A 16227-nucleotide genomic window follows, 5' to 3' on the forward strand; every position below is an offset into this window, starting at 1 on the left:
TGTGTTATGAAAACAAAAGCTTGGTGATTACTACCAACCTTCAATTTGGACAATGGAATCATGTTTTTGGGGATCCAATATTAACAGAGGCTGTGATTGATCGACTTATTCATCATTCACATTTACTACTATTTAACGGTGAGAGTTTTCGTTATAAAGAATCATTAATACAGCAATAATTGGAGGCGACAAGTGGCATGCATTTTTAAATGCCATTTCATACATTTTTTACTTGCCAAATACAAGAAAATGCTTAGTTATATCGCTGGCGGTGCGAAAACAGATGAAAGTATACCAATAGGTAGTCTTATTGAAACAGGTATGAGAACTTATAAAAGTAAACTTCCTTTACCGAAGCAAATAACAGAAGAACAATTGCGAGAGTTAAAAATGCCTGTACTGGGTATTTTAGCTGAAGACTCAACAATGCATCGTTCAGAAGAATCGATGGATGTTGGAATAGAAAACTTGAAAAATCCATTAAGTGATATGTTAATGTTTCCAAATGCTTCTCATGCAATTAATGGTGAATATCCAGAAAAGCTAGCTAAAAATATAGTAGACTTTTTACAGGAAGTAGATAGAAATATGAATAAATAAAGGAGCTTGGAGTAGTGAAAAAGGAACGCTATTATGTAAGTGATATTTCCAACATATCAGGGTTAACAAAGCGAACCATTCAATACTATGATAATGAAGGGGTATTAAAACCTGCAGGTCGGGATGAAAACAATCGACGTTTTTATACTGATAAGGAATTGAGTATATTGGAACAGATCATTTTTTACCGTAATATAGGTTTCTCTCTTAAACAGATAAAAGAAGAAATCAATTATAATGATCGAAAAGAATCATTACTAGATATACTTTCTAAACAAGAAATCTATTTGTATTCGCAATTAGAAGAGATTCAGGGAAGAATCGATGCCGTAACCACTTCAAAGCAATTAATTGAAGAGGGATATACCCCTCCTTGGGAGTTATTATCTAAAATTATGAGGGACATTAATAAAGTGGATATGTCCATTTGGAGTAACTATCCTTTTTCGGAGACTCAGTTAACCATATTTGAGGATGTATTTGATTCTCAACAACTTGTTTTCAATTTTTATAATACTTTTCGAAAAATATCCATAAAAGCAGTTTCATATAAAGGTGCTGGCGTACCTGTAAACTCAAGTCTTGCAATTGAATTAGCCGAAGAGTGGATTAATATGGTTGAAAAAGTGACAAAAGGCAAACCAGAGATTACAAACTCTTTTCTCCAAGTAGATAAGCATCGAGAAAGATGGAATAAAGGTGAAAAAGCTCTGCTTGAAGAAGCAGAACCTTATTTAGAAGACATTCTTAAATCATATTATGAGGGTAAGAATTGACTAACTACAGGTGCAATCAACGGTTATTTGTTGTTCTAGTAGCAAACATATTAAATAAACTTCTAAAAAAATTATGTAAAGGTATTAGATCTTACTTACCACCCCTATAGTGACTTTCTCGACGAGGAATCGCAGCCTCTTCCTGCTAAAAACAATCTTCATTTGCAACGATAGGTCATGTTAACTAGAAAGGGAGTTAAAGAATCTATAGTGAATGATGGCTACAGTGCTCATTTTCATTATTATGAAGCAAAAGTTTCTTCCACGTGTTTCTGGAACAATGAACCTTGTTCTAATAATCGGAATTGATTGATATACTATAAAGATAGACAAAACAGGGGGCAAGGGGATGGGCATGAGTAAAAATAAGTCAGGGATACTATTACCTTTTTATGGGTTACTGGCAATATTAATAGTTTTATTTGGGATTGTCATTGGATTGACGCCTTTACAAGCACCAGATCGAGATAAGGCAAAGCCGTCGGAGGTTTCTTTTGAAAGTACTTGGGGATTTCTAGAAAATATTGCACAGAAACCTCATCCGGTTGGATCAGAAGAACATGAGAAGGTAAAAAATTATTTAATCCAAACAATAGAGAAAATGGGTTTAGATGTGGAAGTACAAGACACGATTGTTCATAAACCGGAAATGGAAAGGGCAACCCGTGTTCAAAATATCGTAACGAAGATGGAAGGTTCCGATTCCTCTGGTACCGTCATGCTTGCTGCTCACTACGATAGTACTTTCGTAAGTCCGGGTGCGAGTGATGATGGCTATGGTGTTGCTGCATTGATGGAAACGGCTCGAATACTTAAGGACATGTCCCTTAAAAATGATGTTATTATTTTAATAACAGATGGGGAGGAATTGGGGCTTCTTGGTGCACATGCGTTTGTAAATGAGCATCCATGGGCAAAAGATGTTGATGTCGTGTTAAATTTCGAGGCAAGGGGAATTAAAGGGGCCACGTTTATGTTTGAAACGAGTGGTGGAAATGGCGCGCTTATTAAGGAGTTCCAAAAAGCAACAAGTAGCCCGGCTTCCAATTCATTCCTAAAAGAAGTATACGATGTCATGCCAAACGGAACAGATCTAACGGAATTTGTTGGTGTAGGTATGCAAGGGTTGAATTTCGCTAGTGCGCAGAGTTTTAATTCTTATCATACTACTATTGATCGTTTAGATTTTGTTGATAAAAACACACTTATGCACCATACTACATACGCATATGAACTTGCGACTCACTTTGGCAATATCGACTTAAGCAAGATTGATAATCAACCAGAGAAAAATGCTGTTTATTTTAATCCCGTTGCTCATACATTCGTTTCTTATTCTGATAGCCTTGTGATTCCTTTATTAATCGTTACATTCATTGGGCTTATGGCAACGGTCATTCATGGAATCAGAAGAAAGCTTGTATCTATGTTCGGTGCACTAATTGGATTTCTTTTATTTTTAGTATCGCTTGCCGTTGCCTATGGTATTTCTTTATCCGCTTTAAAGCTTGTCACCTTTTTTGCCGAAGATGTGAGCTGGCTATTGGAATTTGACCAGCATATTGCCAGTATCTATTTAATTGGTTTTTTACTTATTACTACGGGAGTGTTGATCCTTTTCACCTACGTCGTACAAAAGAAAATAGGGGCATATCAAGTTGTGATGGGGGCTTTGATTGGATGGTTCATATTAGCTTGTGTTTCTAGCGTTCTCTTAACTGGAGCAAGTTATTTATTTGTTTGGCCACTCATTTTTAGTTTGATTGGAACGAATCTAGTATTTTGGAAAGACAGGAAGTTTTCTACTGAAAATAATCTTCTCTTGTATAGTGCTTTTCTTGTTCCAGGTATCGTACTATTTACATTTTTAGTTTTTAGCGTATATATTGCGTTAACCATAACCGTCATCCATATCGTTATGACCGTTGCTGCTTTAAGTCTGATGTTATTTGTACCTGTTTTTGCAAGGTTAGAAGGAAGCTGGAAATACGCGATCGCACTGCTCTTACTTGGGATCAGTATCGTAACCTATAAAACAATAGCGGTGGAGGCAACCAGTGAACATCCGATTGGAAATCAAGTCTATTACATGGCTGATGGGGACTTGGAGAAGGCCATTTGGGGAATACAGACAAAGCCAGATTCCTTTACGAAACAGTTTGTAGCAGATGAATCAGAGTTCGATGATCACCCGCTTCCATCCTTCACATACGGGGAAATGTATACAGCAGAGGCACCATACTATGATACCAATCTTCCCCAATCTGAATTCATTTCGGATGTGACGAAAGATGGATGGAGAACGATTATATTAGAGATCGCAGCACCAAATGCAATTGCCATCGAACTTGGTACAAATAGCGATATTTCAATGAATGAATTATCCATTAATGGTGAAGAGTTACAATTAGATGAAAAGCATTACTCAAAGGAAAATCCCTATTTTATTGAACTTTTTGGCTTAAGTAAAGGCTTTACGATGACCTTTACGATAAAGGAAGGGGAGAGTCTCGATTTTTACTTGATTGGTAAGACGTTTGAACTACCGGAAGAACATGCTTATACGAAAAGACCTTCTAATATGACGACACATGGGGATTATAATATGGTTTTGAAGACTTTTAGGTATTAGTTTTTAGGGTTGCGATTAAAGAATTCCGTTGATCACAACTTTACATGCTCCTAACGCTCTTTTTATAAATCAAATTTTCTACTGATAATGGAGGGAGAATATGAATGAAAGGATAGATATCTTAAATGCTTGGATTACGATAGAGCAACTATCCGAAGGTTCTATTAATAAAAAAGACAAATCGCTAAGGCCTTTACATACAGTGGAGGAGGATTGGAATCAGTTTTTTTCAGACTTTTTAACTAAACAAAAAGAACAACAAGACGTATCAGATACGTTCTTTAAGAAGTCGGGTCTAGTATTATATTTTGATATTTTCAATTTTCAAGAGGTAGTTGATATATTGAGGGAGAAATACAAGATTGCTAAAACCTACGAAGAAGTTAGTAACTCTGACAAATTCACCTTCTCTTTATATTTTGATAACCAGTTAAATTTTATAGCGGACAAATTGTTTTATACGATGAGCGGTTATATCCGCCAATATGGGGATTTACCGAAAGATTTTTTAAAAGTTGAAAACTCATTTAGAGAAGATTTGAACAGGAAATTTGATGAAGATTTTAATACTACAATTTCTGAACTTTTACAAAAGTATAATGCTTCCACAGAAAATTTTCGCTATGCATTTGTTAAAAACTTGGATAATGGAGATGTAAATTTACACTCGTTCTTTATTGAAGATCTGGACAAAGCAAAGACAATCACTAATAAAAATTTGGATCGATATTTTAATGGCTTTTCTGGAGATAGGCAAAATCTAGATGGCAAAAAAGAATCCATTCATTTTAACTCACATATTTTCGAGACAATGATTTTGCAACCTAAATTTTATCCGTTGGGGCGATTCCCAAGTAATCCTGATTTTGCGCTTTCATTCATGCAACAGGTTGCGGTAAATCTAGCTTTAAATGATAAAAATGATATTCGTAGTGTCAATGGGCCGCCAGGAACTGGGAAAACCACATTGTTAAAAGATATTTTTGCTGATTTAGTTGTACAACAGGCAGCGGAAATTTCACAGCTTGCTGATAAAAAAATTCAAGGGGGTCTAGTTTATTGGCGAAGTGCTAAACTAGGTGTTTTACCACATCCCATTTCAGATAAGAATATTATTGTAGCAAGTTCAAACAATGGGGCAGTCCAAAACATTGTTAAGGAGTTACCAAAGAAAGAGGAGATTGCTGCTGATTTTCAAAGGCAATTAGAGGAAGCGAATTATTTTAAAGATATTTCTAATTCTAAATTAACCGGTGAAGGTTTTGGAAAGAGCCGTGAGATTAAAAGTGAGCTTTTAAATGAGGAAAATTGGGGTACATTCTCGTTGGAAGGTGGAGCATCAACAAACGTTAACAAGTTACTGTTAAACATTGAAGTAATTGAAAAAGATTTAGAAGAAAATTATCAAGCGAATACAGGTGTATATCAAGAATTCTTACGTCTCTATGAAGAATTAAAAATGGAAAGAGAAAAAGTTCAAGAATATAGCGAAAAAATGTATGATCTTAAAAAATTAAAAAGCAAGCATCAGGAGCAATTGATTGCATTTGAACAAGAAGAAAAGAAGAAACGTACACATATGCTTTCACAGGAAAAGGAAGTGAAGCGTGAACTTGAGAGACTGAAAAAAGAAAGTGTAGATCTGCAAACAGATTTATCGAATTTTTCCATTGAAATGGAAAATGTAACGAATGTACAAGCGCAAGCTGAAAGAAATTATGATGTAGTTATCGCACAAAAGCCAAGTTTTTTATGGTTCCAGAAAATATTTAATAAACCAAAGGTTGAGCAGTATTTTAAAAATCTCAATGATGCGAACGATCATTTAAATGATCTTTCTCAACAAAAGACTAAATTATTGAATGACCGCAGGCAACTCGAAAATGGGTTAAAGGAAAATGCTACAAAAAGTGAGTATGCCCAAAAACAAATCCAGAACATAAAAGCTGACTTCGAGCAATGGATGACGACTCAACAAAATGATTTAAAAAAATTGGAACAAGAAATTGCGTTATTGGAAGAACTCAAACTCCAAAGTGGCATAAAAGAACTCGATTTTTCACTCTCATATGATGAACTTCAAAAGTCTAATCCATGGTTTACCAAGCAGTTCCGTATTTTGCAATCAGAGTTATTTATTTCAGCTTTAAAAGTTAGAAAGCAATTTCTGTATGAAAATAGAAAGAATTTGAAAGCGGCAAGGATTATTTGGAATAAACAGTCTGAGTACATTGGAAAAGAGAATGGACAGCAGTTAATTTCAGAATCATGGCAATGGTTGAATTTCACTATCCCAGTTGTCAGCACTACTTTCGCTAGTTTTGGTAGAATGTTTAAAAATCTTAATGAAAATTCAATCGGTAATCTATTTATAGATGAGGCTGGTCAAGCATTACCACAAGCTAGCGTTGGCGCGATTTTTAGAAGTAAAAAGGTTATGGTCGTTGGGGACCCATCACAAATAAAACCAGTGCTAACGTTAGATTCAAATGTTCTGACTTTGATTGGAAGATATTACAAGGTTGATGAAAAATTTGTCTCTGCTGATGCATCTACGCAAACGATTGTCGATGCCACAAGTCAGTATGGTTTCCAAAAAAACGAGGATGAATGGATCGGTATACCACTTTGGGTACACAGACGTTCGAACTATCCGATGTTTACGATTTCAAATGAAATCTCGTATGATGGGCTGATGGTACAAGGTAAGTCAGAAGATGAGTCCCAAGGAAAATCACAATGGTATGATTCAACAGGAAAAGCAAATGACAAATTTGTTAAAGAACAAGCTGACTTACTAAAAAGTCTGATTGAAAGGCGTTTGCGGGAAGATCCAGATTTAGCGGAAGAAATCTATGTTATATCTCCATTTAGAAATGTCGCTTATAAACTTGCACAAGTTTTAGATAAAATGAACTTCACAAAACGAGAAAATGGGAAGATAACAAATATTGGAACTGTCCATACTTTTCAAGGGAAAGAAGCAAAAATTGTCTATTTTGTTCTCGGAGCGGACTCTAATAGCCGTGGGGCAGCAAGATGGGCTGTTTCTGATCCAAATATGATGAATGTTGCAGCTACACGAGCTAAGGAAGAATTTTATGTGATTGGCGATAAGAAATTGTATGCCTCACTTGGAAGTGAAGTGGCAAATAAAACGATTTCGATTATTGATGACTATAATAGGTAAGCAAATGAAAAAATAATGTATTGGCTTTGCAAATCAATTAAACACTTTGCCGAAAAAATTATAAGGTTACGATCCCCCATGATGAATGTGTATCTAGGAATGCCACCTCATACAACAACAGATGGACCAGCCACGATGCGAAAGGAGTCTGTGCATTTTTTGTAGGAAAGTGCTTTTGATTCCTGTGGTATAATGTAGACAAGCATACCTGAACGGAGGGGATGAGATGCGTTGGCAAGACGTACAAAGGCGATTTCCAAATGAATGGGTTGTATTAGAAGTAATTAAGGCGCACTCAAAAGAAGGGAAAAGATATATTGAAGAAATAGTAGTGATTGATCGATTTGAAAATTCTCGTGAAGCTATGCGCCGTTATGATGAATTACGACAAGAGAAACCTTATCGAGAATATTGCTTTTTTCATACATCGCGCCCTAACTTAGTTGCACGCGAGAGATATGTAGGGATTAGAGGTTTAAGATGAAAATTGATATTCAGTATGGCCTTCCATTTGTTCGTCTTAAGGTAGAGTTTCGTGGGAAAAAGAGAGAACTTGATAAAGTCTTATTAGACACTGGATCTGCGGGGACTATTTTTAATGCAGATGTAGTAGGAGAAATTGGCGTTGAACCCGAAAAAAACGATATTGTAGACACTATTCGAGGAGTCGGTGGCGTCGAGTACGTATATGTAAAGATTTTTGATAATATTCATTTCGGAGACATTTGCCAAGAAAATTTTGAAGTTGAAATAGGGAATATGGATTATGGAATGGATATTGACGGAATTCTGGGATTTGACTTTATAAAAGCTTCAAGCCTTATAATTGATATGAAGAAGTTATTGGTTTATATGTAAATATAGTTGGCCCTCCGTTCGCCTTTCTATTAACTTCATCGGGCGAATTATGGTAAGCCTTATAAAGACAAGAGTGCCAGGTTGTGGAGCTATTCTGAATAGTTCAGTACCTGGCACACACAATGAAGGAGTGGAAACGTGCCACTCCAAAAAAGCAAACTTTACTTTTCCTTCAGTTGCTCTCTTTCCTCTCTCGCTTTATCGCGCATTTCATCTCTTACCCTCCAATCCCTTGGATCTCAGCTGTCACTAAAATAGATGATTTCCCCTTTTTAAAATCGTGCTATTCAATGGTATGACTCAGTAATTTTCTTGAAATCTTGATTAATAACTGAATTAAATGCCTTATTAATTAACACTTTATTTTCATTGTTTAATACAAGTATCGGATAATAATTCACGACCGGGCTTCTTCTAACTTTTACTTCCTGATATTCGATATGGCTAATCTGTTCTTTTGGAATTGAAAGTTCTTGCCCTTTTAAAGTCAAAACAATCGTATTTTCATAGATTGAAAACTTTTCACTTCGTTTAAATAGAAGCAGGAATAAGACATGGAAATCGTTAAAGGTAAAGAAGGAGAGCGGGTTCTCGCCCACATATCCCTAAACACCTACGTCATCACCTTAGAAATCAACGGCGCCATGCTCACCTCCGAACAACTCGCCCAAAAATGGACGAACTTGCCACCTATGGCAGAAGCAAAATCGCCTTTATCATTGGGGGATCTCTTGGTTTGAGCAGGGAAGTTCAGCAGCGCAGTGATTACGCTTTGTCCTTTTCAAAAATGAACTTTCCACATCAGTAGATGAGATTGGTGTTGTTGGAGCAGGTGTATCGGGGTATTTAGGATTATGAGGGGGAGCCTTATCATAAGTAAATGAGGTTTTTAGTTTATAATTCACACATGTGGTACCCTATACCTAAGTTGGAAATAAGTGGACACTATCACAAAGAAGAAGTTGTCAACCACTATTTTTGATATAACTAAGCAAATGACATGAAAAGAGAGGACGGGCAATCTAGTATATTATGAATCCACTTTATATAACTATTACTGATTCCTACTGGGGAGTAAATAAGGAACAAGGTATTTTTGAATCAAATCGAAAAAAACTATACACAGGAATTCATGAAACTAAGCTTAGTATTGAGGAATTTGAAAAACAACTCATTCACACAATAATGACCCATAAGGGGGATGGACTGGATCTGGAGATACATTCTACGAAATCTGGTACATATATAGATATTGGACTACTGGTTGACAATGAAGAAAATGAATCTGATATAAATTATTTGATTCACTTTTTGGAACCTTACCAGCCAAAGTTGCAAGAAATAGAGAAGGTAGAAAAGTCACCTAGCTTTGATGGTTATATTTATATACAGTATTCTTCACCAAAGGATTTAGAGACTATTATCAAGACATTTAAGAAAGAAAATGTCGAAGTACAGACGATTACAGAAACTAGGAAAACTTTTGAAAGAGGCGCTAGTGATTTCTGGATTGGATATTTAATAGGTGTTGCCTCCTCTGCGACATGGGATGGTGTGAAAAAAGCATTCACAAAAGTAAAAAAGCAACATGATACTCATTTTAGAACGGTGCAAATAGGATCAATAAATTTCGATTCACTTAAAGAAAACGTAAGTCGATATTCAAAGATAAATCAACAAGACTTAGTATTAGTATCGTTTGAGGAAATTGAAACAGGTCAATATGAGGTGTGGTTTCGAAGTCGTTATAAAAAAATTAGGGTGAATTCTAACGCAAAAGGCCATATATCTTCTTTAAAGATCCATGAAAACTCTCAAACAAACATTTAATGGGAAAATAATTGGCAAAATATAATAATATTTTATGTTCCCATATATATCATAATAGAAGTATCAAAGAAAAGAGTTTTACTAACAACTTTGTCAATATTAAATTGAGCCAGAGCGATCACTTCAAAAGTGAGCCACTTTTTGTAGAATACCCTTTACAATTGGGAGGGATTAGGTGTTTAGGGTTCTTGCCCCTTCGGGGCAAGAACCCTAAATAACCTCGCGCGCCAATCATCTCTCAATTGACTCCAGTTGTTTCATACTTTGTCGGAATTGAAAAGATTCACCATTAAGCAAATGGATGTTTGAGCGATGGGTAAGACGATCAAGTAATGCTGGTGAAGGGAGACTTATACTTTGCGTGTAATCCGCTAGTCCGCCACCCTTGACCTTGTTTGCGGTCGTGGCAGTGGATTCTCCGGCGGATGGCAAAAATTCAGCCTTATTGGCTCCATCCGCACAGTTAGCGTACCACGACCGATCAATTCTAAGCTTTTAGTGGTCGGGACCCTCATCACCCAATCACTAAAAACTAAGAATTGGCACTGCAGTCAAGGGCAAGCAGCGATGCAGCTCAGACTCTATTCATCAAACATAGAGTTCTACTAAAGACTGGTAAACACGTTGTCAATCGATGGCAAATAACTTGGCAAGGGTGGTAAATTCTATTGGCAGTAATCAATAATGTTTAAATATATCTGTAATATGAATAGATGGACTATTAATAAAACTAATCCATAAAGACGGATAGGGGTAAGATAAGTATGATAAATGATTCAGATTTGAAGCACTAGCGGACGTTGTGTTGGACTAGCAGAAACAGCGTTGGAGAAAGGTAACGAGCCATTTGGTTCAGTCCGTGTTTCAGCCGATGGAAATGTGTTTTTTTAAGATCGTAACCACGTTGCAGGCGTGATCATACCCAACACCCTGAATTGGCAATAGCGCGATGGGCAGCTAATCACATGACACCTGAAAAAAGAAGCAAGACGACAGTTTACACCTCTGGTGAACATTGCCCCATGTGCGCTGCGGCCCACGGTTGGGTTGGTTTAGGCCGGATTGTTTATGCAAGTTCGTCCGAACAGCTAGTACAATGGGTGAGACTTTAAAACAATGGGGAAGGGAGAAGAATAGAATGAAGAAAGTCGCTGAAATATGTTGTGGCAGTATAGAGGATGCTTTAATCGCACAGAGAGCAGGAGCGGATCGAATAGAATTAAACAATGCCATGTATTTATTTGGATTAACACCATCTCTTGGGACTATCAAGTTAGCAGTTGAATCTTGTCAAGTTCCCCTTGTAGTCATGGCTAGGCCGCGTCCGGGCGGATTTAATTATAATGACCATGAACTTGACACGATACTTGCGGATATTGAGTCTATGGTGGAGTATGATATTGAGGGCGTGGCATTTGGGTGTTTAGATGAGAATGGGGATATTGATAAAGAAAAGAATAAGAAAATAATAGATGTGATTCATAAAGGTAATAAGGATGCAATTTTTCACAGAGCATTTGATGGGGTCAAAAATCCTTTTAGGTCAATGGAATTACTTATTGATTTGGGAGTAAAGCGGGTATTGACCAGCGGATTAAATACAACTGCAGAGCGTGGGGTAGAATTATTAGCGGAATTGCAGCATAGCTACGGGGACAAAATCGAAATTCTAGCTGGCGGTGGGGTTACTGCTTTGAATTGCAATAATATCCATCATAAAACTGGAATTCTTCAATTCCATAGTTCTTGTAAATCATGGAGATTGGACCCAACCACAATAGGGAATGTCTCCTTTGCTTTTGCTGAAAAACCACATGAAGCCGAATATAACGTAGTAGATTACATTAAAGCAGTAGAATTCGTTAACGCAGTGAGAGGTAATAGATAATGTAAATTGAAAATAAAACTCGGATATACTTCCGGGTTTTTATTTATGGAGAATTTATAAGTGAACAGACAAAGGTATTCACAAATTTTGGAGACAGGAATATCCAAATTTAAATCTGCCTGCTTATCAGTACAATTTTGCACACTTCTATGTGGTTCATTTGGTCTTATCTTAAGAATGAAGTCCTATTATAATTCGGGTATAGGCATACTACAAATGAACAATTGATTAGGAGGATAATGATGGATCAACGTAGTATGGCAATTTTAAATAAGCTTTCGAAAGCGGAGTCATATATTACTGTCCAGGCGCTTGCCGCATTGCTAAATGTGTCGCGACGCACCATCTACAGTGACCTTGAAAAAGTTAATGATTGGTTGGCGGAACATCACCTTGCCAAAATCAAACAGGTAAGAGGACAGGGCTTGTATATAGATGAGCCGACTAGGAAAGAACTAATAAGGAACTATTTTTTCACTGGAATGACTTATTATGAATTCTCTCCTGCAGAGAGAAAGGCTTGGATATTCATTCATGCTGCGGGAGCGGACCAAGCTTGTTTTTTAGAAGATATCAGGCAACTCTTTCAAGTAAGCAGGAACACAATCCTAGAGGATGTTAAAAAGCTGAAAGAGGAAGTCAAAGCTTACCAGTTAAGCATTCATACAGAACGAAAAACAGGATACGTCATCAGGGGAAATGAAAATAAGATAAGAATGTTGTTAATCAATTATCTATCAATGGTCACCCCACATGAAGGCTGGTATGATGCCCTATCCGATTTACAAGATGCTCCCAAGAGGAATCAAGCATTGCAGCCTTATTCAATTTTTAATACACATTTGATAGGCGTATTACGTCAGTTAATACATGATTATGAACAACGATTTATGATTGAATTTACGGATGAGGTTTTGGACAATATTGTCATTTGGTTTTTCTTTTTCTTAAGACGTATCTCTCAAAAGGAGTTTGTGGAGGTAGACCCCATTGAAAAGGAAGTCATTGAAACAACGGATGAATATGCAGGCGTCCATTTACTATGTAAACATTTATCCGAGTCATTGAATATGACGATCCCGGATAATGAAGTCCATTATTTCACGAGGTTTCTTTTAAGCGCGAAAGTCAATTACAACCTTCGTACAAGATTAGAAAGCGAAGAGATGCAGGAATTATTGCAAGTTGTGGAGAAAATGGTTTCAGACTTTCAACTGTATGCTGCGATAGAATTTCAGGAGCCACAACAATTGATCCAAAATTTGTTGCTACATTTAAAGCCTGCATACTACCGAATAAAATATGGGATTGAAATTGAAAATGCATTGCGGGATTCGGTCATACAAAATTATCCTGAGGTTTTTCATTTAACAAAAAAGGTCGTGCACCATTTTGAAGATTTGATTGGTCAGTCGATCGCAGAAAGTGAAGTCGCATTTATTGCGATGCATTTTGGTGGGTGGCTTCGAAAAGAAGGTCTGATGCTTGAACAAACCGTAAAAAGGATGCTTATTGTATGTACGAATGGATTAGGCACATCACGGCTGCTGGAAAGCCAACTGGAAGGACTGTTTTCGGATATCCAAACTACCGGAGTAGCATCATTAAGAGAATATGAAAAAATGGATTTAGATGTCGATTTCATTGTATCCACGATAGCGCTCGAAGACAAAGGGGTTCCAGTCTTTGTCATCAACCCTGTTTTAAATAATGAAGACAAAGAGCAGTTGTTGATCAAGGTGAACAGCTTGTTTGGCTATTCGCCGAAAAAGCAAATTTACTCGGTGGAGACAATCATGGATATTGTGAAAAGATATGCGGTGATAGAAGATGACAAAGCGCTATCCAAAGAACTTAGAAGATACTTGCATCCTCCGATCAATATGGAAAGTGAAACGCCAAAGCCAAACCTCGCTGAACTTCTACCACCGGATAGGATTTTATTAAGAAAACAGGTATCTAGTTGGAAAAAGGCTATAAGCATTGCCGCAGAGCCATTACTTAAACAAGGATATATCCAAGAAGAATATATATTCAAGATGATTGAAAATGTGGAAGCAAATGGCCCATATATCATCATATCGGAATACTTTGCCCTTCCGCATGCCAACCCGGATAATGGCGTGGTGAAAACTGGAATGAGCATGCTGCATTTGGAAGAGCCAGTCGATATATTGGGAAAACCTGCAAAAGTCATTGTTGTTTTAGCCTCAAAAGATAATGAACAGCATTTAAAAGCTTTATCCCAGCTTACGAAACTATTTTCGGACAAAAAAAACAAAGAACAAGTAATGATTGCGACAGATGTAAATGAAATTGCCGAACCTATTAAAACATACGGTGCAGTGCGAAATTAACAGCATGATAAGGTGAGTGAAGTTGATGAAGTTTTTAGAAGAAAGCATCGTAAAGATTGGTCTGGAAGTGGCCGATGCAGAAGGTGCTATTGAAGCAGCCGGAAATCTCTTAGTGGATGAGGGACTTGTAGAGAAATCATATACTGAAGCGATGAGGAATTCATATAAGGAAAATGGCCCTTATTTCGTGTTGGCACCCAGCATAGCGATACCACATGCGCGGCCCGAAGATGGGGTGAAGGAAGCATCCGTGTCTCTTGTGCAGCTAAAGAAGCCTGTCGTATTTGGGCATTCCGCAAATGACCCGGTACACCTTGTATTCGGTCTTGGTGCATCATCAAGTGATGAGCACCTCATCTTACTGCAAAAGTTGACAACTCTATTAAATGACCCTGTTAATGTAGATAAATTGAGGTCAGCTACAAGTTATGAAGATATAAAAAACATTTTGGAAATGGAGCGATGAACATGATTAAGGTATTGACTGTATGCGGATTAGGACAAGGAACAAGTTTGATTTTGAAAATGAATGTGGAACAGGCATTAGCAGATAAGGGGATTAGCGCAGATGTCGAACATACAGATGTCTCGACAGCTTCAAGTATGCAAGCGGATTACATCATCACCAGCAACGAACTTGCAGAAGGTCTCGTTGGCCATAGTGCAAAGGTCTTCATTGTAAATAACTATTTTGATATGGATGAGATAAAAAAGGCAATAGATGAAAATGTCACAGATTAAATAGGTATTGGGGGTAATATGAAATGGATGTCATTTTTTGGATTGCCACGAATATTTTCGGACAAGCAGCAATCTTGCTAGGATTCATCGTCCTTTTAGGATTGCTGCTTCAAAAGAAAAGTACGAGTCAAATAATCAGCGGAACTTTTAAAGCTGTCATTGGTTTTCTAATCATTAGTGCGGGTGCAGGTGTAATCACTAATGCACTTACGGTATTTGAGCCATTATGGAAGGAAGTATTCAACCTTTCGGAAGAGCCTCTCGGGAATTTCATGGGGCAAGAAGGGTTTAACGCGAAGTATGGCAGTGCTGTCACATTAGCAATGACGTTAGGATTTATCATTAACGTTTTACTAGCCAGGTTTACTAGACTTAAATTCATTTATTTAACTGGTCATATGATGTTCTGGACGACGACCATTTTTGCGGGTATTGTGATCCAAACCGCCGGCGATGTTTCATTTGGGAAACTTGTCATCTTTCTGGCTGTGTTCATGGGATTATATTGGACTATTCAACCGGCATTGACACAGCCTTTCATGCGTAAAATCATGGGCAATGACAATATTGCATTAGGGCATACATCCGCTTCTGTTTCATTGCTAAGTGCCCTTGCAGGTAAGTATCTTGGTAATAAAGAAAATGACTCTGAAAAAATCAAGCTGCCCAAAGGTCTGGAATTTTTAAGAGATTCCAATGTCATTACGGCATTGACAATGGGATTACTGTTTTTAATCGGTGCGATCATCATTTCCTTTAAAGATACACCAGGATCGCAAGCGTTAGTCGAAGCTGCTGGAGAACAGAACTTTATCGTGTACGCCATCATCCAGTCGTTCACCTTTGCCGCAGGGATTGCAGTTGTATTACTGGGTGTACGTATGTTTATCGGCGAGATGGTGCCAGCGTTTAAAGGTATAGCGACTAAAATCGTCCCTGGTGCGAAACCCGCGTTAGACAGTCCGGTTGTATTCCCATTCGCACCGAACGCGGTCATCCTAGGCTTTTTAGGATCATTCATCGGAGCCTTGATTTGGTTGGTTATTTTGGGAAATACAGTTGGTTACGTATTTGTTCCGACAATGATTGTATTGTTCTTCCACTCCGCGACTGCAGGTGTGTTTGGTAATGCCACTGGGGGTGCCAGAGGTGCCATCATAGCTGGTTTCATTACTTCTACTGTCGTAGCTTGGGGGCAATTCATCATGGTGAAAATGCTATTGTCAGATACCATTCCGGATACGGCAATGTGGGCAGCGGATTCAGACATGTTTGTTTTAGGCCCGATCGTCCGTTGGTTGGCACAACTGCTTTTCTAATATAAAAGTGAATAGGGAGATGTCCATTCTCCCTTT

At 37.5% G+C, this 16227-nt stretch carries 13 protein-coding genes and 2 pseudogenes; all 15 read left to right on the forward strand.

Annotated features, from left to right (window positions below; genetic code table 11):
* A partial coding sequence (locus tag KI363_RS18050; RefSeq protein ID WP_212967227.1) for an ATP-binding protein occupies nucleotides 1–179 on the forward strand: 179 nt, incomplete at its 5' end.
* 13 nt (nucleotides 180–192) lie between these two features.
* On the forward strand, nucleotides 193–600 hold the full coding sequence (locus KI363_RS18055) for an alpha/beta fold hydrolase (protein ID WP_246516944.1): 408 nt from the start codon (nucleotides 193–195) through the stop codon (nucleotides 598–600).
* A 14-nt stretch (nucleotides 601–614) separates the two neighbouring features.
* Nucleotides 615–1376, forward strand: coding sequence for a MerR family transcriptional regulator (locus tag KI363_RS18060; RefSeq protein WP_212967208.1), 762 nt, complete (start codon nucleotides 615–617; stop codon nucleotides 1374–1376).
* A gap of 349 nt (nucleotides 1377–1725) precedes the next feature.
* The gene (locus KI363_RS18065) at nucleotides 1726–4008 is read left to right on the forward strand and encodes a M28 family peptidase (protein ID WP_212967209.1); all 2283 of its coding nucleotides are present in this window, start codon (nucleotides 1726–1728) and stop codon (nucleotides 4006–4008) included.
* Between the two features lie 100 nt (nucleotides 4009–4108).
* Complete coding sequence (locus tag KI363_RS18070) at nucleotides 4109–7198, forward strand: DEAD/DEAH box helicase (protein ID WP_212967210.1); 3090 nt, start codon at nucleotides 4109–4111, stop codon at nucleotides 7196–7198.
* Nucleotides 7199–7424: 226 nt separating this feature from the next.
* The gene (locus tag KI363_RS18075) at nucleotides 7425–7682 is read left to right on the forward strand and encodes a hypothetical protein (protein WP_212967211.1); all 258 of its coding nucleotides are present in this window, start codon (nucleotides 7425–7427) and stop codon (nucleotides 7680–7682) included.
* Nucleotides 7679–8056, forward strand: coding sequence for a retropepsin-like aspartic protease (locus KI363_RS18080; protein WP_212967212.1), 378 nt, complete (start codon nucleotides 7679–7681; stop codon nucleotides 8054–8056). The genes KI363_RS18075 and KI363_RS18080 overlap by 4 nt, the downstream gene beginning before the upstream one ends.
* Nucleotides 8057–8607: 551 nt before the next feature.
* Nucleotides 8608–8906: pseudogene (locus tag KI363_RS18085) on the forward strand (23S rRNA (pseudouridine(1915)-N(3))-methyltransferase RlmH); the annotation flags it as partial.
* Nucleotides 8907–9088: 182 nt separating this feature from the next.
* The gene (locus KI363_RS18090; protein WP_212967213.1) at nucleotides 9089–9886 is read left to right on the forward strand and encodes a hypothetical protein; all 798 of its coding nucleotides are present in this window, start codon (nucleotides 9089–9091) and stop codon (nucleotides 9884–9886) included.
* A 764-nt stretch (nucleotides 9887–10650) separates the two neighbouring features.
* Nucleotides 10651–10989: pseudogene (locus KI363_RS22130) on the forward strand (nucleoside deaminase); the annotation flags it as partial.
* Nucleotides 10990–11024: 35 nt separating this feature from the next.
* Entirely contained in the window at nucleotides 11025–11774 is a 750-nt protein-coding gene (locus KI363_RS18095; RefSeq protein ID WP_212967214.1) for a copper homeostasis protein CutC, read from the forward strand.
* Nucleotides 11775–12016: 242 nt separating this feature from the next.
* Entirely contained in the window at nucleotides 12017–14131 is a 2115-nt protein-coding gene (locus KI363_RS18100; RefSeq protein WP_212967215.1) for a BglG family transcription antiterminator, read from the forward strand.
* Between the two features lie 25 nt (nucleotides 14132–14156).
* The gene (locus tag KI363_RS18105; RefSeq protein ID WP_207452425.1) at nucleotides 14157–14597 is read left to right on the forward strand and encodes a PTS sugar transporter subunit IIA; all 441 of its coding nucleotides are present in this window, start codon (nucleotides 14157–14159) and stop codon (nucleotides 14595–14597) included.
* Between the two features lie 5 nt (nucleotides 14598–14602).
* Entirely contained in the window at nucleotides 14603–14872 is a 270-nt protein-coding gene (locus KI363_RS18110) for a PTS sugar transporter subunit IIB (protein WP_212967228.1), read from the forward strand.
* A 23-nt stretch (nucleotides 14873–14895) separates the two neighbouring features.
* Entirely contained in the window at nucleotides 14896–16191 is a 1296-nt protein-coding gene (ulaA, locus tag KI363_RS18115) for a PTS ascorbate transporter subunit IIC (RefSeq protein ID WP_212967216.1), read from the forward strand.
* Nucleotides 16192–16227: the final 36 nt, after the last annotated feature.

The sequence above is a fragment of the Lederbergia ruris genome (assembly GCF_018332955.1).
In the GTDB taxonomy this organism is placed as follows: Bacteria; Bacillota; Bacilli; order Bacillales; family Bacillaceae_C; genus Lederbergia; species Lederbergia ruris.